The sequence below is a fragment of the Qipengyuania sp. R86523 genome, from assembly GCF_044596365.1.
In the GTDB taxonomy this organism is placed as follows: domain Bacteria; phylum Pseudomonadota; class Alphaproteobacteria; order Sphingomonadales; family Sphingomonadaceae; genus Qipengyuania; species Qipengyuania citrea.
Window position 1 is genome coordinate 1644651 of record NZ_CP138997.1, and the last position, 23180, is coordinate 1667830.

A 23180-nucleotide genomic window follows, 5' to 3' on the forward strand; every position below is an offset into this window, starting at 1 on the left:
CCGATCCCGCCTCATTTTCCGTCTTGCGAATGCGAGTGATTCTCAATATCAGCCCGCCGCATGCCAACGGACACCACAGGGGATATGATGAGATCGACACTCGAACCGGCCACGCGCGTTTTCGGCGCGCCCGTCAGGAACCGCAGCGCTGGCTGGAAAACGGGATCGGCCCTCGCCGCACTGGCTGCTGCCTGCACGCCAGCAGCGGCGCTGGCGGCGGATGAGGCGGCCACGGAAAATGACGAACAGATCGTTGTCACGGCGACGCGCATTCCGCTGCAGATTGCGGACGCCCCGGCGACGGTTACCGTGATCGACGACGAGCAGATCGCCGACGAACTCGCCACCGACATCAAGGACCTCGTGCGCTACGAACCCGGCGTTTCGGTGCGCCGCGCACCGGCCCGCTTCGGGGCCGCGCTCGGCGCGACCGGGCGTGCCCGGAACGAAGACTTCATCATCCGCGGCATTGGCGGGAACCGCGTGCTCATCCAGGTCGATGGCATCCGCAGCCCGCAGGGCTTTTCCTTCGGCGCGCAGGATGCGGGGCGCGGCGGGTACACCGATGTAAGCCTCGTCAAATCGGTCGAGATCCTGCGCGGTCCGGCTTCCGCACTTTACGGCAGCGACGGGCTGGCCGGCGCGATCAGCTTCACCACCAGCGACCCGGTCGATCTCATCGAACCCGGCAGCCGGTTCGGCGGATTTGTCCGTGCCTCCTATTCGAGCGCCGATAAGGAGTTCACCGAGACCGCGGCGCTTGCCGGCATCTTCGGCGATGTCTCGGCGATGCTGTCCTACACCCGCCGCGACTTCCACGAGCTGGAAAACGCAGGCGAGGTTGACGGTCTGGGTAGCGGGCGCACGCTGCCGAACCCGCAGGACGGGACCTCCGACGCATTCCTCGGCAAGCTGTTGTGGGATACCGGCGCGCACCGGGTGCGGCTGACGGGCGAATATCTCGAGACCGAAGTCGCCACTGATATCCTGTCGGGCCAGGGTCCGGCGTTCCTCTTCGGCCCCTTCCCCAGCTGGATCGTCGACGATCTGACCGCGCTCGACACCACCGAACGCGGCCGCGTCTCGCTCGACTGGACCTATGCCGGTGAAGGCGTGATCGATTACGCGCATGCCGCGGCCTATTATCAGGACGGGCAGGACGTGCAGTTCACCGACGAGGACCGCTCGCCCGTCGGCGCCACCCCGCGCCCCGATCGCGAACGGCTGAACACGTTCGAGAACGAAGTCTACGGCGCCTCGGCAGAAGCGCGCAGCGTCTTCGGCGGCGACGCCTTCCGCACCACGCTGGCATTCGGCGGCGATATCAGCTGGACCCGGCAGGAAGGCCTGCGCGACGGCACCGAACCGCCCTTCGGCGAAGTCTTCCCGACGCGCGCCTTTCCCGCGACCGACTTCATGCTGGGCGGTCTGTTCCTGGCGAGCGAATTCACCTTTTTCGACGGCGCGCTGACGCTGTTTCCCGCGCTGCGGTACGATTTTTACGATCTCGACCCGACGGACGATCCGCTGCTCCCCGAATTCGCCGGCTCTGCGCAGAGCGACGACCGCCTGTCACCCAAGCTGGGCGTGACGGTCAAGCTGGCGGACGACGTCCTGCTCTACGCCAATTACGCGCAGGGTTTCCGCGCGCCGACGCCGTACCAGGTGAACAACTTCTTCGAGAACCTGGCCTATGGCTACACCTCGCTGCCCAATCCGGACCTGGGCCCCGAAACCAGCGAGAGCTGGGAGGGCGGGATCAAGTTCTCGACCGAGGCAGTGTCGCTGCAGCTTGCCGCCTTCACTGCCGACTATGACGACTTCATCAGCCAGCAGGTCGTGGGCGGGTCGTTCACCCCGATGGACCCGGCACAGTACCAGTTCGTCAATTACGATGCAGTCGCAATCGAGGGCGTCGAGGCCAAGGCGAATTTCCGCATGGAGAACGGCTTCTACAGCCGCTTCGCAATCGCCTATGCCGATGGTGATATTCTCTCGCCCGGTCAGGCCCCCGCCCCGCTCGACACGATCGACCCGCTCAACCTGGTTCTGGGAATCGGCTATCGCCAGCCGCAAGGGCGCTTCGGCGGCGAGCTGATCGCGACGCATCACGCACGCAAGCCGCTCGACGAGACCGACGGCGGCTATCGCCCCGATGCCTTCACCATCCTCGATGCCACGGCTTTCTTCGCCGTGACCGACGCGCTCAAACTGCGCGCGGGCATCTTCAACATCTTCGACGAGAAATACGCCTACTGGCAGGACGTCAGGGGGCTCTCGGCCACATCCACCACGACCGATGCCTATACCCGGCCCGGCCGCAATGCGAGCGTTTCGCTCAGCTTCCAGTTCTGAGGGAGGACACCATGACCAACGTACGAACTTTCTTCCGCACCGCACTTCTCGCCACCGCGCTCGTCGCCGCCCCCGCACTGGCCGACGGCCCGATCGCGGACCGCGGCGAAGCGGTCGAGAACGCCCATTTCGAGCGCGATCGCGAAACCATCCTGAGCATGGCAGGCGATTACAAGGTCCGCTTCGACATGCAGGAATCGACCCCGTGGATGACGGGCTACGAACCACTCGACCGCAAGATTTCGGGCGGGCACGAATCGGTCCGCGTGGTCGAGGATACCGGCACCAGGATCGTCCTCCAGCACCTGCTCGTCGTGGGCGAGGAAGGCGAGGAATTCGTCATCAAGCACTGGCGCCAGGATTGGGAATACGAGCCCGAGAAAATCCTCGCCTATACCGGCCCCAACAAATGGGAATGGGTCGAAATGCCCGAACGGCTGCGCAATGGCCGCTGGTCGCAGACGGTCTACCAGGTCGATGACAGCCCGCGCTATGCCGGGTGGGGCGAATGGCAGGACAGCCAGGGCATCCGCCGCTGGCGTTCGAACTGGACATGGCGCCCGCTCGCCCGCCGCGATGCAGTGCGCGACCCGGTCTACGATCGCTATGCGTCGATCAACCGCCACCAGCTGACCCCCACCGGCTGGATCCACTGGCAGGACAACACCAAGATGATGCCCGATGGCTCCGCCGCGGATGGCCTCACGCCGGTGGTTCAGGAATATGTCCTCAACACCTATGACGCCTTCGACGACTACAACGTCGCAGCGGCGGATGCCTATTGGGCGGACACTGCAAGCTACTGGAAAGCGGTTCGCGCCGAATGGGATGCGGTGGCGCAGGCGCGCGGCGGCATCACCATCGCCGAGGAAGCGCAGACCGGGACGGTGATCAGCGGCCGCCTGCTGACCATCGCGAACGAGATCCGGTCGGGCGATCTCGGCGAAGCGGCAGCGATTGCCGAAGCGCGCGAATTGATTCGCACGGCGACGGCCCCGGGGGCTGCGGCTGCGGCGCATGCGGCAACCGCAGCCGGATACTGATGCGCTGAGGCAACACTATCGCAGGGCGGCACGGGGAAAGCCGTGTCGCCCTGCGCGAAGACTACGGGATACCCCCGACTGCCCTTGCAAGTGCGAATACTTCTCAATAGCTGACCGGGGCAATTGAGACCTCTATCACTGCGAGATCCGGATGCTCCATCTTCACCGCCGCGCCGCCCTGCTTGCCGGGGCCGCCCTGCTCTTCCCCGCCGTGGCCCACGCCGACGACGACGCGCAGCCCGAGCGCAGTTACCTGCCGACCGATATCGTGGTCACGGGCAATGGCGAGTCGGACTACGGCACGCAGGACGGATCGAGCGCGACCAAGACCCCGACCCCGCTGATCGACGTACCGCAGGGCGTCAGCTATATCACCGAGGACCAGCTGGAAGACCAGTCGATCCGCCAGCTGAACGAAGCGCTGCGTTATGTCCCCGGCATCAGCATGGAGACCGGTGAAGGCCACCGCGACGAGGTGTTCATCCGCGGGCAGGAAAGCACCGCCGATTTCTACATCGACGGGCTGCGCGACGATGCGCAATACTACCGCTCGCTCTACAACATCGAACGCGTCGAAGTGCTCAAGGGCGCCAATGCGCTGATCTTCGGCCGCGGCGCCGGCGGCGGGGCGATCAACCGCGTCGCCAAGCGCGCGGAACTGAACGGCCAGGCAGTGTCGGGCGAAGCCAGCATCGACAGCTTCGGTGCCTTCGCGCTGCTGGCCGATGTCAACCAGCCGCTGTCCGGCAGCGCCGCGCTCCGGCTCAATGCCACCTATGAGGAATTCGACAGCCACCGCGACTTCTACGAAGGCCGCTTCTTCGGCATCTCGCCGACCCTGACGGCCGAGCTCGGCCCGCAGACCACGCTGGTCGCCAGCTACACCTATGACGACGACCGCCGCGTGACCGATCGGGGCGTGCCCTCGGTCGCCGGGACTGGCCCGCTGCGCGGCTACGAAGAAACCTTCTTCGGCGATCCCGGCTTCAACCAGGCCGAAGCGCAAGTGCATATCGGCCGCGTCCGGATCGAACACGAATTCGGCGGCGGGCTCAGCGCCAATGGCACGATCCAGTATGCCGATTACGACAAGGTCTATGCCAACATCCTGCCGAGCGGGCTCGACAGCACGGCCGATACCGTGTTCCTCGGCGGCTATCGGGACTATACCGACCGCGAAAACTGGATCGGCCAGGGCAATCTGGTCTGGCAGGCGGGCGGGGATACGCTTGAATCCACGCTGCTGCTGGGTTTCGAGGTCAGCCGGCAGGACACGCGCAACGGACGCGATACGGTCAGCTTCACCCGCGCCCCAGGAACCGGCGGGCTGGCTCCGAACGAGACGCCCCTTGGCGAGACGATCTTCATCCCGCCCTACACGCTCGACGCAGGTGCGCGGCTGCGCGATTCGCAGCTGGAAACACTGAGTTTCTATTTGCAGGAGCAGCTCCAGATCGGTGACCACGTCGAACTGGTCGGCGGTCTTCGGTGGGACCGTTTCGACCTCGACACGCTCGATCTGGTGGGCGGCGTTGCGGGGGACCGGGTCGACGAGAAGGTCAGCCCGCGCTTCGGCGTGATCGTGAAGCCCAATCGCGACCTGTCGATCTACGCTTCCTATGCGGAAAGCTTCCTGCCGCAAGCGGGCGACCAGTTTCTCGTGCTCAGCCCGACCTCGGCGCAGTTCGAACCGGAAAAGTTCACCAATTACGAACTGGGCGTGAAATGGGCGCCGCTGGCAAAGGTCCTGGTGACTGCCGCGGTGTTCCGCCTCGACCGCAGCAAGACCCCCTTCACCGACAGCACCGGCGTGACCACCCTGACCGGTGAAAGCCGCGTCGAAGGGTTCGAGATCGGCGCGGTGGGCGAAATCACCGACTTCTGGAAAGCCAATATCGGCTACACCCATCTCGACGGCGAACTGCGCACGGCGAGCAGCTTCGGCCCCGCGGGCCAGCGCCTGCAGCAGACGCCCAAGCACCAGATCGCCGCGTGGAACCGCTTCGATGTTACCGAACAACTGGGCTTCGGCTTCGGCGTGATCCACCAGTCCGACCAGTTCGCGAGTTTCTCGAACACGGTCGAACTGCCGAGCTACTGGCGGGTCGATGCCGCGGCGTTCTACACGGTCAGCGATCGCCTGAGCCTACAGCTCAACATCGAGAACCTGTTCGACGAAACCTATTACCCGAGCGCGCACGGCAACAACAACATCCAGCCCGCCGAACCTTTCAGCGCGCGGATCGGCGTGCGCTTCGCGCTCTAGTCGCGCGTCGCCGGGGCGCTGATCGCGGGAACTTCCCGCGCGGCGTCCCGGGCATCGATGCCGGGCGCGGGCGCGGCGCTGATCGTCTCCGCCCGCCGGGCCACCCGGCCGGCTCGCTCGATCGCGCGAACCAGCCGCGGATAGACCCCGCAGCGGCACAGATTGGGGATGGCCGCCTTTATTTCCGCTTCACCCGGCGTGGCGGTTTTGGCCAGCAGCGCGCTGGCGGCCATCGCGATGCCGGGCGTGCAATAGCCGCACTGGATCGCCTGCTCGGCCACCAGCGCCTGCTGCACCGGGTGCGACCGATCACGGCTGAGCCCCTCGATCGTGGTGATGAAACGCCCCTCGGCCTCGGAAATGGTGATCAGGCACGATCGCAGCGCCTCGCCATCGACATGCACCATACAGGCGCCGCAATCCCCCTCGCCGCAACCATATTTGGTGCCGGTCAGATTGGCCGCATCGCGCAAAGCCCACAACAGGGGGGTATCGGGATCCATCAGGAAGCGCATCGGCTTCCCGTTCACGGTCATGCTGGTCATGCGCGGCGCGGCCTAGTGAGGCTTCAGTGTTTCCAGCTGTCGTCGATCTTCGACACGCGGCGCTTCCACGCTTCGAAATCGAACACGCCCGCGCCGCCCTGCGATTGCATCACCGACAGATCGCGCTGGTGAACATCGACGACTTCCTGCGAGATGACATTAGCTTCACCCTGGCTCAGCGTGGCGACCTGGATTTCGCAGGCGCGTTGCAGCGCCCACATTTTCACGAACATGCCCTGGATGGTCTTGTCCATGACCACCGGCCCGTGATTGCGCAGCATCAGGATCGAATTGTTGCCGAGGTTCTGGACCAGCCGTTCGCCTTCCTCGGCGCGAACGGTGACGCCTTCGAAATCGTGATAGCCGATCTGCCCCTGGAAATTGCAGGCATAGAAATTGGTCGGCAGCAATCCGTCCTTGTGGCTGCACACCGCCATCGTCGCGGTGGTGTGGACATGACAGATTGCATTGGCCCGCGCGCCCAGCTTCTCGTGGAAATAGGCATGCTGCGTAAAGCCCGCCTTGTTGACCATGTATTGCGACGGGCCGACATTGTTGCCCTCGACATCGATCTTGACCAGGTTCGACGCGGTAACTTCGTCATAGAGCAGGCCGAAGGGGTTGATGAGGAAGACGTTTTCCTCACCCGGGACGGCAACCGAGATATGGTTGTAGATGCTCTCGCCCCAGCCGAGGTGATCGAAGATGCGGTAACAGGCTGCCAGGTCCTGCCGCGCCTGCCATTCGGCATCGCTGCATTCGAAATCGCGGGTTTTCATCTGGGTGGCCATGGCTCGCTCTCTCCGTAAGCGGTTTCGTTTGAAGACCTGTATCGCACGCCCGAAGGCTTCTTCGCAAGCGCCCGAAGGCTACTTCGCGAGCGGGAAGAGTTCGCGCTAGGCAAGCGCGCGAGCGGGCGCTAACGCCCGCAGCGATGAGCGAGATGGCCAAATTAGCCAGCGGCAGTATCCGCGGCCATCTGGTGGGACAGACGCTGCCGATGGTCTTCGGCGTTGCGGCAATCATGTCGGTCGGCCTGATCGACGCCTATTTCATCGGCCAGCTCGGCGCGCAGGAACTCGCTGCGGTGAGTTTCATCTTCCCGATCACCATCGCGCTTTCGAGCCTCGGCGTCGGGGTCATGGTCGGCATCAATTCGGTGATCGCGCGCGCACTCGGCGAAGGCGATGCCGAACGCGCCGGCCGGCGGGCCAATTTCGGCGCGGTGTTCGCGCTTGCGACCGGGGTGGCGCTGGGCGCGATCCTTTACCTGCTGCTCGATCCGCTGTTCCGGCTGATGCAGGCATCCGACGAATTGCTGCCGCTGATCGGCGAATACATGCGCCCCTATGCCCTCGGCCTGCCAGTCATGCTGCTCCAGATGGGGCTGAACGGCGTGCTGCGCGGCCAGGGCGAGGCGCGCAAGACCAGCTATGTCTCGCTGACCTATTCGGTGGCCAACTGGGCGCTCGACCCGATCCTGATAACGGGCGCTTTCGGGATCGGGGGCTTCGGCGTGGCGGGCGCGGCCTATGCGACGATCGCCGGGTTCTTCATCGCGATCCTTGTCGCCCTGTGGCTGATCAAGGGCGCGCGCCTGCAGATCAACCCCGCAGCGATCCGCGACTGCAACGTCGCGGAATCGAGCAAGGCCATCCTCTCGGTTGCCGGTCCGGCGGCGTTTTCCAACGCGATCAACCCGATCGGCCTCTCGGTACTCACCGCGCTGCTGGCCAGCCAGGGCGAGGCCGCAGTCGCCGGGTTCGGCGCGGCAGGGCGGTTGCAAAGCTTCGCAGTGGTGCCGCTGCTGGCGCTGTCGGGATCGATCGGGGCGATCGTCGGGCAGAACTGGGGCGCAGGCCACGCCGACCGCGCGCGCCGCGCCATGTGGTGGTCGGGCCTGTTCTGCGTCGGCTACGGCCTCGCCATCGCCGTGGTGCTGTTCTTCACCGGCAACTGGTTCGCGGATATCTTTACCGACGATCCGGCCGTGATCGAGGAGTTCTCGCGCTATCTGGCGATTTCGGTATGGGGCTATGCCGGCTTCGGCCTGCTGATCGTGGCCAATGGCGCGCTCAATGCGGTCGACAAGGCCGGGCTTGCGCTGGCGCAAAGCGCGGCGCGGGTCTTCCTGGTCATGCTGCCGTTCGGCTGGGTGCTGCGCTCTGGCTGGGGTTCCTCGGCGATCTACGCAGCGGAGCTGGTCGCCAATCTCGCCGGCGGCGCGCTGGCCGCTTTCATCGTCTGGCGCGTGCTGCGGGCAGGCCCCGATCGAGGGCGTGAGGCTCAAACCAATACTTAACCATCATGGTCCATAGCCCTTCCGATCGTACGAGGGGCAATGATACATGGATGACCTGCTGGCGGACTTCGTCGCCGAAACTCGCGAGATGCTGGAAGCCAGCAGCGGCGAAATCGTCGCGTGGGAAGCCGATCCGTCCGATACGGCGCGGCTCGATACCATTTTCCGTTTCGTCCACACGGTTAAGGGAAACTGCGGCTTCTTCGACTTCCCGCAGCTCGAGAAGCTCAGCCATGCGGCGGAGGATGCCCTGTCCGAATGCCGCAGCGGACGCCGCGAACCCGACCGTGCGCTGGTATCGGCAGTGCTCGCGATAATCGACCGGATCGGCGTGATGACCGATTCGATCGAAGCCGGCGAGGAATGTTCAGCCGAAGGCGACGATGATTTGATCGCCGCGCTGCAACCCGGCGAGATCACCAGCGTCGTCGGCGAACCCAAGGCCGCGGCGCCGCAGCAGGCGGAACCCGCCGCCGGCGAAGACGATGCCGCGCCCAAGGCCGCGCGCAGCAATGGCGTCCAGCGGTCGATCCGCCTGCCGACCGAATTGCTCGACGAGGTGATGAAGGGCGTGTCAGACATGGTCCTGGCGCGCAACGATCTGGCGCGGCGCCTGCGCGAGGCGGGCGAGCAACCGACGATCGACGGCCCCTTCGATAGGCTCAGCGCGATCCTCGCCGATGTTCGCAATGCAATCACCCGCATGCGCATGCAGCGGCTTGAACACCTGTTCGGCTCGCTCCCACGGCTGGTCCGCGATCTCTCGAACGAGCTGGGCAAGCAGGTCATGGTCGATTTCGAAGGCGGCGAAGTGGAGCTCGACCGCGAAATGGTCGAAATGGTCCGCGATCCGCTGACGCACATCATCCGCAACGCGATCGACCACGGGCTCGAAGGGCCAGGCGAACGCATCAAGGCCGACAAGCGCGAGATCGGCCTGCTCAAATTCGCCGCACGCCAGTCGGGCAACCGGATCACGCTGACGATCAGCGACGACGGGCGCGGCATCAATGTCGAACGCCTGGCAGCAAAGGCTGTCGCGGCGGGCATCTACAGCCAGGCCGAAGTCGATGCCATGTCGCAGCGGCGCAAGCATTACCTGATCTTCGAACCCGGCCTGTCGACGGCCGACGAGGTCAGTTCGGTGTCGGGCCGGGGCGTGGGCATGGACGTCGTGCGCGCAAACATCGAACGCGTGGGCGGGTCGATCGACGTCGCCAGCAAACCCGGCGAGGGCACGAGCTTCTATCTCAAGCTTCCGCTCACGCTCAGCATCATCGCCGCGCTGACCGTAGGCAGCGACGGGCAACGCTACGCCATTCCGCGCAGCTATGTCGAAGAGATCGTCTTCGGGTCGAGCGACCATATCGACTTCGCCGAAGCGGGCGATCGTCGTCTCATCACCTTCCGCGGGAAACGCGTGCCCTGCCTTTCGCTGGCCGAGATCCTCGGCACCCAGGCCGACGATGCAATGGACTGGGAAGCCAGCACGCTGGTGCTGGTGCGCCTTGCCAGCGACGATATCTTCGCGCTCGCCGTCGATCGGGTCTACGATCACGAAGACGTGGTGGTCAAACCGATCGCACCCGCGATCATGGACACCGGACTCTACGCTGGCACTACCCTGCTCGACGACGGCCGCCCGATGATGCTGCTCGACCTGCCCAGCATCGCGCAGAAGCACGAGCTCGTGAATGAGATGCGCAGCGCGACCCGCGTGCCCGAGGAAGAGACGGCCGAGCAGCGCAAGGCCCAGCCGATCATGCTCTTCACCGGGCTCGACGGTCGCCGGCGCGCCATACGGCTCGAACTGGTCCGCCGCATCGACACCATCGCCCGCGAGGCGATCGATATCGAGGGCTCGCGCGTGCAGGCGGTCATCGACGGCGCGATCTACCCGCTTGCCGGCCTCGAACATGGTGAACTCACCGCGGACAGGTGCCGCCTGCTGCGCCTGTCCGATGGCGACAGCGAAATCGTCTACGCGGTCCGCGAGGTTCTGGATGCTGCCGAACTCGAGGGCGAGGTCATCCCATCGGATGCCGATGCCATGATCGAAGGCGTCGCGCTGATCGACGAGCAGCCCGTGCCGGTCATCGACGGCCATGCGCTGTTCGCGCGCCACAGCGGGGGCCAGCGCAAGGCCCCGCCCCTGTCGTGCCGCCTGCCCGCCGACAGCGACTGGGCGCGCACCATACTCGAGCCGCTGGTCGAAGCCGCCGGCTATCGCATTGCCGGTGACGGGGATGAAGAAAGCGACGTCGCGATCGAGCTGGCCGAAGCCCCGGCGGTGGCCGCGGGACCGGCGCGGCGCGTCATCCGCCTGCGCCACGAACCCGATGCACCCGGCAACGGGGCGGACAGTATCTACCGCTATGATCGCGAAGCGCTCTTGAACGCGCTCAAACAGGCCCGGATGGGAGAAAGAGCATGAACGACCTGCTGCTCATGTGCATGGTCGCGGGGCGCCGGGCGGCGATCCCCGCGATACGCGTCCAGTCGGTCATCGAGATCGAGGACATCACGCCGATTCCCGGGGCCCCCGCTTTCATCCGCGGCCTGACCGCGCTGCGGAGCCAGGCGCTGACCGTGATCGATTGCTCGGTCGCGCTGGGTTTCGAAACCGCCCAGGCGCCGCCCGACCAGCGGGCTGCGGTCGTCGAGATCGACGGCCATCTCTATGCCCTGCTGGTCGATGCTGCCTACGATGTGGGCGAAGCGCTGAGCGATCCGATCGAGGTTCCCGGCGGGTTCGGCGTCGGGTGGCAGGCGGCAACGCGCGGCATGGTCGAAACCGATGGCGGTCCCACGCTGCTGATCGATGTCGAAGCGCTCGTGTCCGGCCCGGTTTCGCAGGCGGCTTAAGCGATTGGTTACCCTCGGCCGCTACGGATGGCTGGCAAACACCAGAGGTCATTGAAATGAAATCCTGCCTAATCGTCGATGATTCGCGCGTCATCCGCAAGGTTTCGAGGCATATCCTCGAGACGCTCGGCTTCCAGGTCGAGGAAGCCGAAAACGGTCAGGAGGGACTGGACAAGTGTGCCGAGAGCATGCCCGACGTCGTCCTGCTCGATTGGAACATGCCGGTCATGACGGGCATCGAATTCATCACTCAGCTGCGCCAGCGCGAGGGGGGGGACAAGCCCAAGGTCGTGTTCTGCACCACGGAAAACGATGTCGCGCACATTCGCGAGGCGATCAACGCCGGGGCCGACGAATATGTCATGAAACCGTTCGATCACGAGACGCTGCAGATCAAGCTCCAGCTTGTCGGCATGGCCTGAAGGATCTGACATGGGCGCGCCCCTCCGTTCCGAAATACTGAAACCGGCCGGCACCGGGGGATTCTGCCCCGATCCGGTTCGCGTGATGATCGTCGATGATTCGCTGACCGTGCGCACGGTGTTCTCGCGCATGATCAAGCAGGAACGCGACATGTCGATCCTGGCGACTGCGAACAGCGCCGAGAGCGGCCTCGCGGAACTCGCCAAGGCCGCACCCGACGTGATGCTGCTCGATCTGGAAATGCCCGGCATGGGCGGGCTCGAGGCGTTGCCCCGGATCATGCAGGCGGCTCCGCAGACCAAGGTGCTGGTGATCTCTTCGCTGACGGCCGATGGCGCCGAGGCAACCGTCAAGGCGCTGTCGCTGGGCGCGGCGGACACCATGCTCAAGCCCCGCCCGGGAGGGTTCAACGAGGACTACAAGTCGAGCCTACTGGGCAAGATCCGCGCGCTCAAGGGCCCTTCGGCCAGCGACGCAGCGGCTGCCGCGGACGGCGTCGCCGCGCCTGCCGAGGTGCAGCGCGTCGGCAAACCGCCGCAGATCGTCGCCATCGGCGCCTCGACCGGCGGCATCCATGCATTGAACCTGTTCCTGCGGCAGGTCCCGAAAAACTTCGACCTGCCGATCCTGGTTACGCAGCACCTTCCGTCCAGCTTCATTCCCGTATTCGCGCAGCAGCTGGAAATGGCCGCCGAACGCCCGGCGATCCTCGCCGACGAAGGGACGATGATCGAGCGCGGGAAGATCTACATCGCGCCTGGCCACGGACATCTGGTGGTCCGCAAGTCGGGCGGCCGCCGGGTTCTCGGCCTGGCCTATCATCCGGTGAAGAGCGGCTGCACGCCCTCGGTCGATCCGATGTTCGAAACACTGGCCGAAGTGTATGACGGCCATGTCGCCGGGGTCCTGCTTTCGGGGATGGGCCGCGACGGCACCGACGGCGCCCATTCGCTGCTGGCCGCCGGCGGCACCATGTATGCGCAGAATGCGGAAACCTGCGCGGTGTGGGGCATGCCGCGCGCGGTCACCGAAATGGGCCTGGCTGCTGCGGTCCTGCCGCCCGCCGAATTGGCCGACGCCTTGCTGGCCAATGCGGGAGCCGATGCATGGCGGTAGACGATGCTTCGCACCGCATCATCGGCGACCTGCTTGCACAGCGTACGGGACAGCAACTGACGGAAGGACGCCGCTGGCGGGTTTCCAGTGCATTGGCTGGCCTGTTCCGCGAATGCGGGATCGAGAATGTCGACCAGCTGGCGTGCATGCTCGAGCGACCCGGCGAACAGCAGCTGGCAACCCGCGTGGTCGAGGCCCTGCTGAACAACGAAACCTATTTCTTCCGCGACAACGCTTATTTTTCCGTCCTCGCCAACCAGGTCCTGCCCGATCTTGCGCAGAAACGGGCCGCCACCAAACGGCTGTCGATCTGGTCGGCCGGTTGCTCGACCGGCCAGGAAGCGCTGAGCCTGGCAATGATCTTCGCCGAACAGCCGGGGCGGTGGAAGGACTGGACGATCGAAATTCTCGGAACCGACGTTTCGAACAAGGCAATCGCGACGGCGCGCAGCGGGCAGTATACGCAGTTCGAGATCCAGCGCGGGATCAGCGTCGCGCAGATGCTGAACTTCTTCACCGACTGCGACGGCCACTGGCAGGCCGCCGACAGGATCCGTTCGATGACGCGCTTCCAGCAGCACAATATCCTCGATTATCCGCCGTCCCCCGGACGGTTCGATCTGGTGATGTGCCGCAATGTGCTGCTGTATTTCGATCCGGAAACGCGCGCCGCCGCGTTCGACCGGCTCGCGGGCGGGATTGCCCGCGATGGCTGGCTGATGCTCGGTGCGGGCGAGACCGTGGTGGGCCAGACCGAACGGTTCAAGCCCGCCGCTTTCGGCTCGTCGCTTTACAGTCCGGTCTATGAGGACCTCGCCGCGGTCAGCCGGCCGCCGCTGCGCGCCGCGGTCTCCTGAGCCGCCGCCGACGCCGCCCCAAAGGGTAAACCGACCATTTACGCTTCCTTAGCGAATACCGCGTAAACCCTTAGGGTAAGACGAGAAAAGGCGCGATTCAGGGATGATGAGCAGTTCGTACGGGTATCGCGAAAGCGAAAGCGCATGGGCGATCGTCTTTGGTCCCATGGCTGTGCTCGCTACGATTTTCGCGCTGACGTGGTCGACCACGATCGCCAATCGCTATCTCGGCTTTTCCTCGCCCTCCACCATTCTTTCGATGGGTGCGCTGGCCTTCGGCCTGGCCACCGTCGTGTGCGCCTATGTCGGACGGCGGCACCTGCGCCGGGTGGAGCATCTCTCGCGTAGCGACAGCCTGACCCGCCTGCCCAATCGCCGCGCGCTGCACTTCGATATCCAGCGCGAATACCGGCAGGGCCACGAAGTCGCGCTGGCGATGATCGACCTCGACGGCTTCAAGCTGATCAACGACCATTACGGCCATTTCGTCGGCGACGCGGCGATCCGCGAATGCGCCCGCATCTTCGGCGACATCTCGGATGGCGAAGCCGGCATCTACCGGCTGGGCGGTGACGAATACGCCATGATGATCGGCGGTCCGGTGGCCGGGACACTGCTCGAAGGCCTGTGCCGGCGCATCATCGAACGGCTGGCCAAGCCGATCCATGTCGAAGACCGGCGCCTGACCCTGGGCGCGTCCATCGGCTTGGCGCGCAGCACCACGCAGGACTTCGTCCCTTCCTCCGAATTGCTGCGCCGCGCGGATATTGCGATGTATGCGGCGAAGCGCGGCGGCAAGATGCGCTGCACCTGGTTCAGTTCGGCGCTCGACCGCAGCCGCGAAAAACTGCAGGAAATGGACGACGAGTTGCGGCGATCGCTTGCTGAAGGGCAGTTCCGGCTGCACTACCAGCCGCTGGTCGATTCCAGCACCCGGACGATCAATGCGGTCGAATGCCTGCTGCGCTGGGAACGGCCCGATGGCGCATGCATCGGGCCCAGCACCTTCATCCCGGTCGCCGAAGAAAGCGGGCTGATCAATGCGATCGGCCTGTGGGTTTTGCGCCAGGCCTGCCGCGACGCGTTGCAGTGGGGCGATATCGCGCTGTCGGTCAACATCTCGGCGGCGCAGCTGCGCAATCCCGAATTTCCCATCCAGCTCGGCCATATCCTCGAAGAAACCGGCTTCGATCCGGAGCGTCTCGAACTCGAGATTACCGAAACCTGTCTCGTGCTCGATCCGGTGGTGGCGGAGCGCAGCCTGTCGGTCGTGCGCAGCTTCGGGGTCAAGATCTCGCTCGACGATTTCGGTACCGGCTATGCATCGATCGGCTTCCTGCGCCAGTTCCGCTTCGAAAAGCTCAAGCTCGACCGCAGCCTGGTGGTCCAGGCCAGCGAAGACGACGGCAGCCGCGCAATGATGCTGTCGAGCATTACCGTCGCCCGCGCGATGAAAATGAGCGTCGCGGCCGAAGGCGTCGAAACCGAAGAACAAGCAGCCATGGTTCGCGCCGCCGGGTGCGATCAGATCCAGGGCTGGCTCTATTTCAAAGCCATGCCGCCCGAAGAAATCGGCCAGTATCTCGGCCAGCCCGTCGGGCTGCGCCGGTCGAAGGCCAACAGGAAAGAACAGATTGCATGAGTGCGTTGCAGGATATGGTTGGCGGCATGGTTGCCGAGGGCGAGGCTTCGCCCACCCAGCGGCCGCAGGAATATACCGGGGCCCCGCACTACCGCGGCGCCGCTCATGAACAGCCGGACCATACGGATTCGAGCGGTATGAACGGCTGGCTCGCCGACAAGTCGGTCGGGGAGAAACTGCGCGCCATCTCGGCGGCCAATATCGCCGTTGTCCTACTCTGCCTGTTTGCCACGTGCCTGGGCGGCTTCTTCGCTTTGCAGGCGCGCTCCGAACGCATGGCGATTTCCGCCGCTTCCGTAATGGCCGAACGGATGGTCGCCGATATCAACGAGGGCCGGCTGTTCGTCCAGCGTTACGCCATTTCGGGCGACGGCAACGACCTGGTCGCCGCCAAGGCGGCCTTCGACCAGACCGATCGCAATCTTGGCCGCGTCGAAGCCCGTGCAGCCGAAGTCGCGCCGCAGGTACTCCCGCAGATCGAACAGCTCGACACCAGACTGGCGGCGCTGCGTACGCGCGTGGTTGCCGCACAGAATTCGCGCGGGACGCAGGGCCAGTGGCAAGAATTTTCGGACAGCGTCTATGGCGAAAGCCAGGAGGTCGTCGACCTCGCCATAGCGGCGCGCGAAAGCATCGAAGCCACAGGCGAGACGTCGGATGCAGGGTCGCAGACACTGATCGGGTGGCTGTTCGCGTCGTTCTTCGGCGTGGCGGTCATCGGTCTGGGGATTGCTTGGCTCAGCGCGCGTTACATCGGGCGCGACGTATCGGGCACGCTGCGCCGGATGACGCATGTGGCATCGCGGCTCGCCGATGGCGAGAAGGACATTCACATTCCCGCGACCGAGCGCCGCGACGAGATCGGCGACCTTGCCCGCGCCCTCGAGGTCTTCCTGCAGGCCGCTTGGGAAGTCGAGCGGATGGCGCAGGAACGCGAAGCGCTGCGCAACGAGCGCGGCGCGGAAATGGTCCGCTTCGCCAAGCGGTTCGAAACCACCGTGGGCGAAGTGGTCAACGGCGTCGCCACCGCTTCCGCGCAGCTCAAGCTGACCGCTGGTTCGATGGCGGCCGCCGCCGAACAGGCCACCACGCAGACCACGCATGTCACGGCATCGATGGAACAGGCCGCCAGCGGGGTTACCGCGGCTGCGGCCGCGTCGGACGAATTCGCCATGTCGATCGGCGAGATCAGCCGTCAGGCCTCGCATTCGGCCGAACTCGCCCGCAAGGCCACCGCCATGGCCGGCAATGCGGACGATACGATTTCCACGCTTGCCGTTTCGGCCGAACAGGTCGGACAGATCGTCGAGCTTATCCAGTCGATCGCGAAGCGGACAAATCTGCTTGCGCTCAACGCCTCGATCGAGGCGGCCCGCGGGGGCGAGGCCGGCCGCGGCTTCGCGGTCGTGGCAAGCGAAGTGAAGGAACTCGCCGCGCAGACCAGCCGTGCGACCGAGGAAGTCGCCGAACAGATCCGTACCATGCAGAATTCCACCGGTGCCAGCGTCGGCGCGCTGCGCTCGATCGCAGAACAGATCAAGGAACTGGAGGGCGCGGCCATTTCGATTGCCAGCGCGGTGGATCAGCAGTCGGTGGCCGGACAGGATCTCGCCCGCAGCATCGATCTGGCAGCGCGGTCGACCGACGACGTGTCGAGCAATGTCGGCCAGGTCCGCGAAACCAGTCTCGCGACCGGCGCGGCCGCCAGCCAGGTGCTCAATTCCTCGACCGAACTGGAGGCTCAGGCCACCACGCTGAAATCGCATGTCGCGCAGTTCGTGGAGCACGTTCGCGCGGCTTAACGTGATTTCAAGCATTCTCGCTCAGGGTTGATACGGCCTTAAGAGGGGGATGCTTGGGGATGAACGCACATAGCACGATCATCGCGGACGATCTGGCCCGCGAAATCGCGGAAATCGAAATCATCGATGCCGCGGAAGATCATCATCGCGGCGCGGTAGGCGCCTGGTTCATGGCGCGGCCGCTGGCTGCGAAAGCCAGGATCGCGTCGATTTTCTCGCTGGGCGGGCTGACGCTCGTGACTGCGATCGCGCAGGCGGGCTTTCTGTTCCCGTCCTTTGCCGGCACCGCACAGGTACTCACATTGATCGTCCTGGCAGTCGCCCTGCTCGGCGGCCTCGCCAGCCTGCGTTTCGTCCTGCGACACGTCATCGATCCCTATATCAAGCTCAAGGACGACATGGCCCGGCTTGCCCAGGGCGAACGCGACATCCAGGTGACCGATACGCACCGCGTCGATGAAATCGGCGATCTGGCGCGCTCCTTTTCCGTTTTCCTGCGCTCGGGGCACAAGCTCGACGAACTGTTTGCCGGGCGCAAGAAAGCGGCCGAGGAACGCAAGGCCGAAATCATCCGCATGGCGCGCGATTTCGAAACCGGCGTGGGTGATGTCGTCAGCGGTGTCGCCACTGCGGCCAGCCAGCTCAATTCGACCGCTTCGGGCATGGCTGCCACTGCCGAACAGGCTGCGCGCCAGTCACAAAGCGTTACCGAAACGATGGAACAGGCCGCGGGCGGCGTGACTGCCGCAGCCGCGGCATCCGACGAATTCGCCATGTCGATCGGCGAGATCAGCCGACAGGCCGCCCACTCCGCCGAACTGGCACGCAAGGCCACCGATGCGGCGAATGGCGCCGACGAAACCATTTCCGCGCTGGCCAATTCGGCCGATCAGGTCGGGCAGATCGTCGAACTGATCCAGTCGATCGCCCAGCGCACCAACCTGCTGGCGCTCAACGCCTCGATCGAAGCCGCCCGCGGCGGCGAGGCAGGCCGCGGCTTCGCGGTCGTGGCGAGCGAGGTGAAGGAACTGGCCGCACAGACGAGCCGGGCGACCGAGGAAGTCGCGGACCAGATCAAGGCCATGCAGAATTCGACCGGGGCCAGCGTCGGCGCGCTGCGGTCGATCGCCGGCCAGATCAAGGAACTCGAATCCACTGCGACCTCGATCGCCAGCGCAGTGGACCAGCAATCGGTCGCCGGACAGGATCTCGCGCGCAGCATCGATCTGGCGGCGCGGTCGACCGACGAGGTTTCCGCGCATATCGACCAGTTCCGCGAAACCAGCATCGCCACCGGTTCGGCGGCCAGCCAGGTTCTCAATTCAGCCAGCGAGCTCGAAGGTCAGGCCGGTGCGCTGAAAAGCAGCGTGGAAGAATTCCTCAACCATATCCGCGGGACCTGAGAGGCCCGCACCGAGGACAATCGAAAGACGGCGGCAGCGGGGCAAATCCCCGCGCCGCCGCACTCTCCATCATTCCCACCAATAGGGCAGGCGCCGGGTAGAGCCGGTCTCGACCTCGTTCATGGTCCGCGCATCGTACAGCCGGCCGCCCAGCATGACGCGGTCGATCTTGTCCGAATTGCGGATGTTTTCGCTGGGATCGGCCGAAAGGACGAGCAGATCGGCCAGCTTGCCCACTTCGAGACTGCCGATGTCGCGCTCCATCCCCAGCGAGCGGGCCGGTTCGATCGTCCCGGCTCGCAGCGCCTCGACCGGGCTCATTCCGCCGCGAGCGAAACTCCACAGTTCCCAGTGCGCGGCGACACCTGCCTGCTGGCCATGCGCCCCGATGCTGACCTTCACCCCGCGGTCGGCGAGTTTCTTCGCCTCGCGCGCGGCTTCGTCATCGACAAAAGCCCAGTCGGGAGCGGTAACGCGGCGTGCGGTTTGCGCGATCAACTGGCGCGGCGGCGTGTGGACCATCAGCGGATTGTCGAACACGTCGGTGGCCTGGCGCCAGTAGGGGTCCGCAGCCAGGCCGCCATAGGTCACGACGAGCGTCGGCGTATAATTCGATTGCGACCCTTCCCAGAACTGCAGCACGTCCTCGTAGAACACTTCGCCTGGGACATTGTGTTCGATGGTCGAATTGCCATCGGCAATCAGGTTCATGTCCATCCCGAACAGCGAACCGCCCTCGGCCACCACCAGCATGTCCTCTTCACGAGCGGCCGCGACGACCTGCTGGCGCTGTTCGCGCCGCGGCTGGTTGTAGTTCTTGATCGAGATGCCGCCCTGCGCCTTGATCCGCCGAATGTGCGCCAGCGCATCGTCATAGCTGTCGATCCGCGCATAGACGCTGGGCGCCTTGGCCCCGTAGACGATCTCGGCGGTGGAGAAGATCCGCGGCGCCAGCAGGGTGCCGGCGCGCTGACGCTCCGCAGCAGAGAAGATCATGCTCGCCCTCGACGAAGGATCGTGCAGCGTGGTGGTCCCCATGGCGAGGTTCTGCACCAGCGACCAGTTCTGCTGCGGGACGAGATCGTCGACGCCCTGCGGCCCGTGGGCATGCGCGTCGACCAGCCCCGGCATGATCGTCTTGCCCGCAGCGTCGATCACCGATGCGCCCTGCGGCACGGCAATTTGATCGGCCGGGCCGATCGCCGCAATGCGATCGCCCGTGATCACGATCGTGCCATTGGCGATTGCGCCGGCACCATCACCCGCCATCGTCAGGATCTTCGCCCCGGTAATCGCCACCGTACCGCTCGGCTTGGCAGCCGCGACGGTGCGTTCGAGCGAGGTACCGCTGGTCGGCGGCACGAAGGCCGGGGCGTCCTTTTCCTTCGGTGCATCGGCGAACATCGTATCGAGGCTGGCGCGGTACAGCACCGGCCCCATCGTCCAGGTCAGCATGTCGCCGCCCTGGGTCCAGCCGATGTAGTCCGCCCCACCCTTGGACGCGCGCACCACCGGTAGCGAACTGGCCTTTTCGCCCACGGTCACCGCCTGCCCGCCGGGCATCAGCGGTGTGGCGAAGACTTCGTAATTCTCGCGGAAGGCAACGAAATCGCCGCGCGGGCTGACGTGGTATTCGGTGGCCAGCTCGCCCTCGGCATGGACCTGCCGCGCTTCACCGTCGAGATCGGCCGAGAGCAGCTGCAGCTTGCCGTCCTTGCGCCCGAGCATGAACACCCGGTCGCTATCCGCGCCGAACTGCGGGTTCGACGTGTCGCGTGCCACCAGTTCGGCGGTGCCGCCGGCCGCGCTTACGCGGTAGATGCCTTCGTTCTCCGAATAATCGGGAGAGGTCAGATAGCCGCCCGAACGCTTTTCGAAAACGATCGTATTGCCGTCGGGCGAGAACCGGGGCTGCGCATAATGACCGGGCATGCGGGTGACCGCGCGGGCACCGGAGCCGTTTGCATTGGCGCTCATTACCTGGCCAAGCCCTTCGTCGGTCCAGCGGATATAGGTGAGCCGCCGCCCGTCGCGCGACCACGAGGGCCACAGCTCGAGCGCTTCGTCATTGCCCGAAGTGAGCCGCTGGGCCGTGCCGCCCGCAACCGGCTTGGTGTAAAGCTTGCCGAGACTTTCGAAGACCACGGTGCGGCCATCGGGCGAAACGCTGGCGAAACGCGGTATTTTCGCGGTGAAACTGTCGGGCGAAACCGGGATGACCGGGTGCGGCGCATCGGCGACCCCGCGTGTGTCGTTTACGCTGAAGGGTATCACGCTGTCGCCGCTGCCATCGGCAGCCACGCGCCGCAGCTTGCCACCAGCCCACAGCACCAGCGCATTGCCGTCGGGCGTCCAGTCGATCAGCGGGTAGAACCCGTGGACCGCCCAGGTTTCCTGCATGTCCATATCGAGATCGCCATAGATCATCCGCTGCTCGCCGCTGGCGAGGTCCTTGATCCACAGCTCGGTCTGGTCCTTGTCGCGGCGGATGAAGGCCAGGCTCCTGCCATCGGGCGAAGGCTGTGGGCGGACCGCACCGCCATAGCCGCTGACCGCGGTGGTGACCTCGCCGGTCGCCAGATCGTAGCGTTCGATGGCAAAGGTACCCTGCGTCGAATCCTGAGCATATTCGAAGATCGGCCCCGGGGTGACATTGCGCGAATAATAGACCGCGCTGCCGTCAGGCGCGTAAACCGGTTCACCCAGCTCCTTCTGCAGTGCTTCGTTGGCGCGCGCGACCAGCTTGACGCCGCCGCCACCCGAGACGTGATAAAGCCAGATCTCACCGGTACCGAGCGAACGCTGCGTGGTGAAATGCTTCTTGGCGACGATGTAATTGCCATCGGGCGACCAGCTTGCCTGGTTCAGCAGGCGGAACTCCTCCTTGGTGAGCTGGCGCTTGTCCGATCCGTCGGCGTTCATGATCCAGATGTTGTCGCCGCCGCCGCGGTCGCTGGTGAAAGCGATCCGGCGGCCATCGGGCGAGAAGCGCGGCTGCACTTCCCATGCCAGCCCTTCTGCGATCCGCGTCGGCGTGCCGCCGGCGATCGGCATGGTGTAGATGTCGCCCAGCAGCGCGAAAGCCAGCATGCGCCCGTCGGGCGAGACATCCACATCCATCCAAGTGCCTTCGTCCGTCCGTATCGGCACCTGCCGGATGGTCGCGCCGCGCGGAGCGGTAACGTCCCATTTCTCCACGCTGTCGGCGGCAGCCGGGTTGGCACTGGCGGGAGCGGCATCGACCGCAATCCCGCTGCCTTCGGCAGGACCCGTTTCCGCCGATGCATCGACCTCCTGTTCCTCCACCGGATTGGGGCTGGGCGGGTTGTCCTGCGCGTAAGCCGCCTGGCCGGCGAACAGGACGGCAAGGACGGAAGCGATGCTGGTTTTCATGATGCTCTCCGGTTGGGAAAAATGTGGTCAGCGCACGCTGGCGCGTTCGATCAGATGGACGGGGACGCGCCGCGCAGGCCGTTCGCCTTCGGAAGCGAGCGCGGTCTCGACGAGCAATTGCCCGGCGCGCGCGAAATCGGGTTCGACCGTGGTGAGCGGCGGCGCACTGAATTCGCCCGACCCGAGCCCGTCGAACCCGATCACGCCGACGTCGTCCGGCACGGCGATGCCGCGCGCGGTCAGTTCTTCCAGCGCGCCTAGCGCCATGGCGTCGCAGGCGAAAAACAGGCCATCGAACCTGGCATCGGCGTCGGCCAGCTGGGCGATCGCATTGCGGCCTTGCGACACGCGGTCCGCGCCGCTGCTGACCACCGCCTCACCCGCTTTCAGGCCCACCGCTTCCATCGCGGCAAGATAGCCTTCGTAGCGTTCGCGGAACTGGCGCTGCGACGATGCGGGATCCCCGACGAAGACGATATGCTGCGCGCCGCCCTGCACCAGCCGTTCCACCGCCAGCCTGCCGCCATCGCGATTGTCCGAGCGCACCCAGACACTGTCGTCGAAAGGCGATCCCCAGAACGCCATCCTGCCAGCGGTCTTGGCGCAGGCGGTGAAATAGTCCCACGCCGCCTGGTTCGTCGCCGTACCGATCACCACGACGCCATCGGCCTGCCGCCGGGCGACATAGTGGCCGAAGAATTCCTCGGGCTGCGCCTGGAAGGATACCAGCGCCTCGTAGCCGCGCTCGGCCGCCGCTGCGCAGGTGCTGCCGAGCAGGCTGTAATAGAACGGGTTGATCGCCGCCGGACCCTGCCCGTCGCGGCCGATCACGACAATGGCGATGGTCCCGGTTTCGCCGCGCCGCAGCCCGGCCGCACGCGCATTGACCTGGTAGCCCAGTTCCTCCGCCGCCAGTTCGACGCGGCGGCGGGTGGCTTCGGTGATCGTTTCGGAACCCGACAGGGCGCGGCTGACGGTCGACTGGCTGACGCCCGCGCGTTCGGCCACGTCGATCGAGGTGACCGGGCGCGGCCTGGTCTTGTCACTGCTGGACATGCGCGAAAGGCTCTCCCCTTTCCGCCTGCCCTAACCCAGCGAATTGGCGAAAGCGAGAGGCAAGCGGCGCAAGCCCACGATCTGTTTGAAACCAGCGATTAAGTTGCGCCCT

Annotated in this window: 16 protein-coding genes; 12 read left to right on the forward strand and 4 right to left on the reverse strand. The window is 65.4% G+C overall.

What is annotated here, in order from left to right:
• The first annotated feature begins 87 nt into the window (after positions 1-87).
• The 3 genes from SJY12_RS08135 to SJY12_RS08145 all read left to right on the forward strand — a co-directional run bounded on the left by SJY12_RS08135 (position 88) and on the right by SJY12_RS08145 (position 5664).
• The gene (locus SJY12_RS08135; RefSeq protein ID WP_397505023.1) at positions 88-2355 is read left to right on the forward strand and encodes a TonB-dependent hemoglobin/transferrin/lactoferrin family receptor; all 2268 of its coding nucleotides are present in this window, start codon (positions 88-90) and stop codon (positions 2353-2355) included.
• Positions 2356-2366: 11 nt separating this feature from the next.
• The gene (locus SJY12_RS08140; RefSeq protein WP_397505025.1) at positions 2367-3398 is read left to right on the forward strand and encodes a DUF6607 family protein; all 1032 of its coding nucleotides are present in this window, start codon (positions 2367-2369) and stop codon (positions 3396-3398) included.
• Positions 3399-3549: 151 nt separating this feature from the next.
• The gene (locus SJY12_RS08145; RefSeq protein WP_397505026.1) at positions 3550-5664 is read left to right on the forward strand and encodes a TonB-dependent receptor; all 2115 of its coding nucleotides are present in this window, start codon (positions 3550-3552) and stop codon (positions 5662-5664) included.
• On the opposite strand, the gene SJY12_RS08150 is transcribed toward SJY12_RS08145, so the two are convergent.
• Together SJY12_RS08150 and SJY12_RS08155 are read right to left on the reverse strand one after the other, a co-directional pair.
• Positions 5661-6209 (reverse strand): (2Fe-2S)-binding protein, encoded by a 549-nt coding sequence (locus SJY12_RS08150; RefSeq protein WP_397505027.1) that lies wholly within the window; start codon positions 6207-6209, stop codon positions 5661-5663. The two genes, SJY12_RS08145 and SJY12_RS08150, sit on opposite strands and share 4 nt — an antisense overlap.
• A gap of 23 nt (positions 6210-6232) precedes the next feature.
• Complete coding sequence (locus tag SJY12_RS08155) at positions 6233-7000, reverse strand: class II aldolase/adducin family protein (RefSeq protein WP_063505933.1); 768 nt, start codon at positions 6998-7000, stop codon at positions 6233-6235.
• A 152-nt stretch (positions 7001-7152) separates the two neighbouring features.
• Between SJY12_RS08155 and SJY12_RS08160 the strand changes: the two genes are divergently transcribed.
• From SJY12_RS08160 to SJY12_RS08200, 9 genes are all read left to right on the forward strand, one after another.
• Entirely contained in the window at positions 7153-8511 is a 1359-nt protein-coding gene (locus tag SJY12_RS08160) for an MATE family efflux transporter (protein ID WP_397505028.1), read from the forward strand.
• 46 nt (positions 8512-8557) lie between these two features.
• Positions 8558-10945, forward strand: a complete 2388-nt coding sequence (locus SJY12_RS08165; RefSeq protein WP_397505029.1) for a chemotaxis protein CheA — start codon at positions 8558-8560, stop codon at positions 10943-10945.
• On the forward strand, positions 10942-11376 hold the full coding sequence (locus tag SJY12_RS08170) for a chemotaxis protein CheW (RefSeq protein ID WP_348030790.1): 435 nt from the start codon (positions 10942-10944) through the stop codon (positions 11374-11376). The genes SJY12_RS08165 and SJY12_RS08170 overlap by 4 nt, the downstream gene beginning before the upstream one ends.
• A gap of 56 nt (positions 11377-11432) precedes the next feature.
• Positions 11433-11798, forward strand: coding sequence for a PleD family two-component system response regulator (locus tag SJY12_RS08175; protein WP_050600899.1), 366 nt, complete (start codon positions 11433-11435; stop codon positions 11796-11798).
• Positions 11799-11808: 10 nt separating this feature from the next.
• Positions 11809-12915 carry a chemotaxis-specific protein-glutamate methyltransferase CheB gene (gene cheB, locus SJY12_RS08180; protein WP_397505030.1) on the forward strand — a complete coding sequence of 369 codons (1107 nt, stop codon included), beginning with the start codon at positions 11809-11811 and terminating at the stop codon, positions 12913-12915.
• Complete coding sequence (locus tag SJY12_RS08185; RefSeq protein WP_397505031.1) at positions 12906-13772, forward strand: CheR family methyltransferase; 867 nt, start codon at positions 12906-12908, stop codon at positions 13770-13772. The genes cheB and SJY12_RS08185 overlap by 10 nt, the downstream gene beginning before the upstream one ends.
• Positions 13773-13875: 103 nt before the next feature.
• Entirely contained in the window at positions 13876-15414 is a 1539-nt protein-coding gene (locus SJY12_RS08190) for a putative bifunctional diguanylate cyclase/phosphodiesterase (protein ID WP_397505032.1), read from the forward strand.
• Positions 15411-17216, forward strand: a complete 1806-nt coding sequence (locus SJY12_RS08195; RefSeq protein WP_397505034.1) for a methyl-accepting chemotaxis protein — start codon at positions 15411-15413, stop codon at positions 17214-17216. Before SJY12_RS08190 ends, SJY12_RS08195 begins: the two co-directional genes overlap by 4 nt.
• Before the next feature lie 59 nt (positions 17217-17275).
• The gene (locus tag SJY12_RS08200; protein ID WP_063506651.1) at positions 17276-18619 is read left to right on the forward strand and encodes a methyl-accepting chemotaxis protein; all 1344 of its coding nucleotides are present in this window, start codon (positions 17276-17278) and stop codon (positions 18617-18619) included.
• 69 nt (positions 18620-18688) lie between these two features.
• Here SJY12_RS08200 and SJY12_RS08205 read toward each other — a convergent pair whose 3' ends face one another.
• Both SJY12_RS08205 and SJY12_RS08210 read right to left on the reverse strand, forming a co-directional pair.
• Complete coding sequence (locus SJY12_RS08205; RefSeq protein WP_397505035.1) at positions 18689-22012, reverse strand: amidohydrolase family protein; 3324 nt, start codon at positions 22010-22012, stop codon at positions 18689-18691.
• 27 nt (positions 22013-22039) lie between these two features.
• Positions 22040-23068 (reverse strand): LacI family DNA-binding transcriptional regulator, encoded by a 1029-nt coding sequence (locus SJY12_RS08210; protein ID WP_230832506.1) that lies wholly within the window; start codon positions 23066-23068, stop codon positions 22040-22042.
• Between the last annotated feature and the right edge of the window lie 112 nt (positions 23069-23180).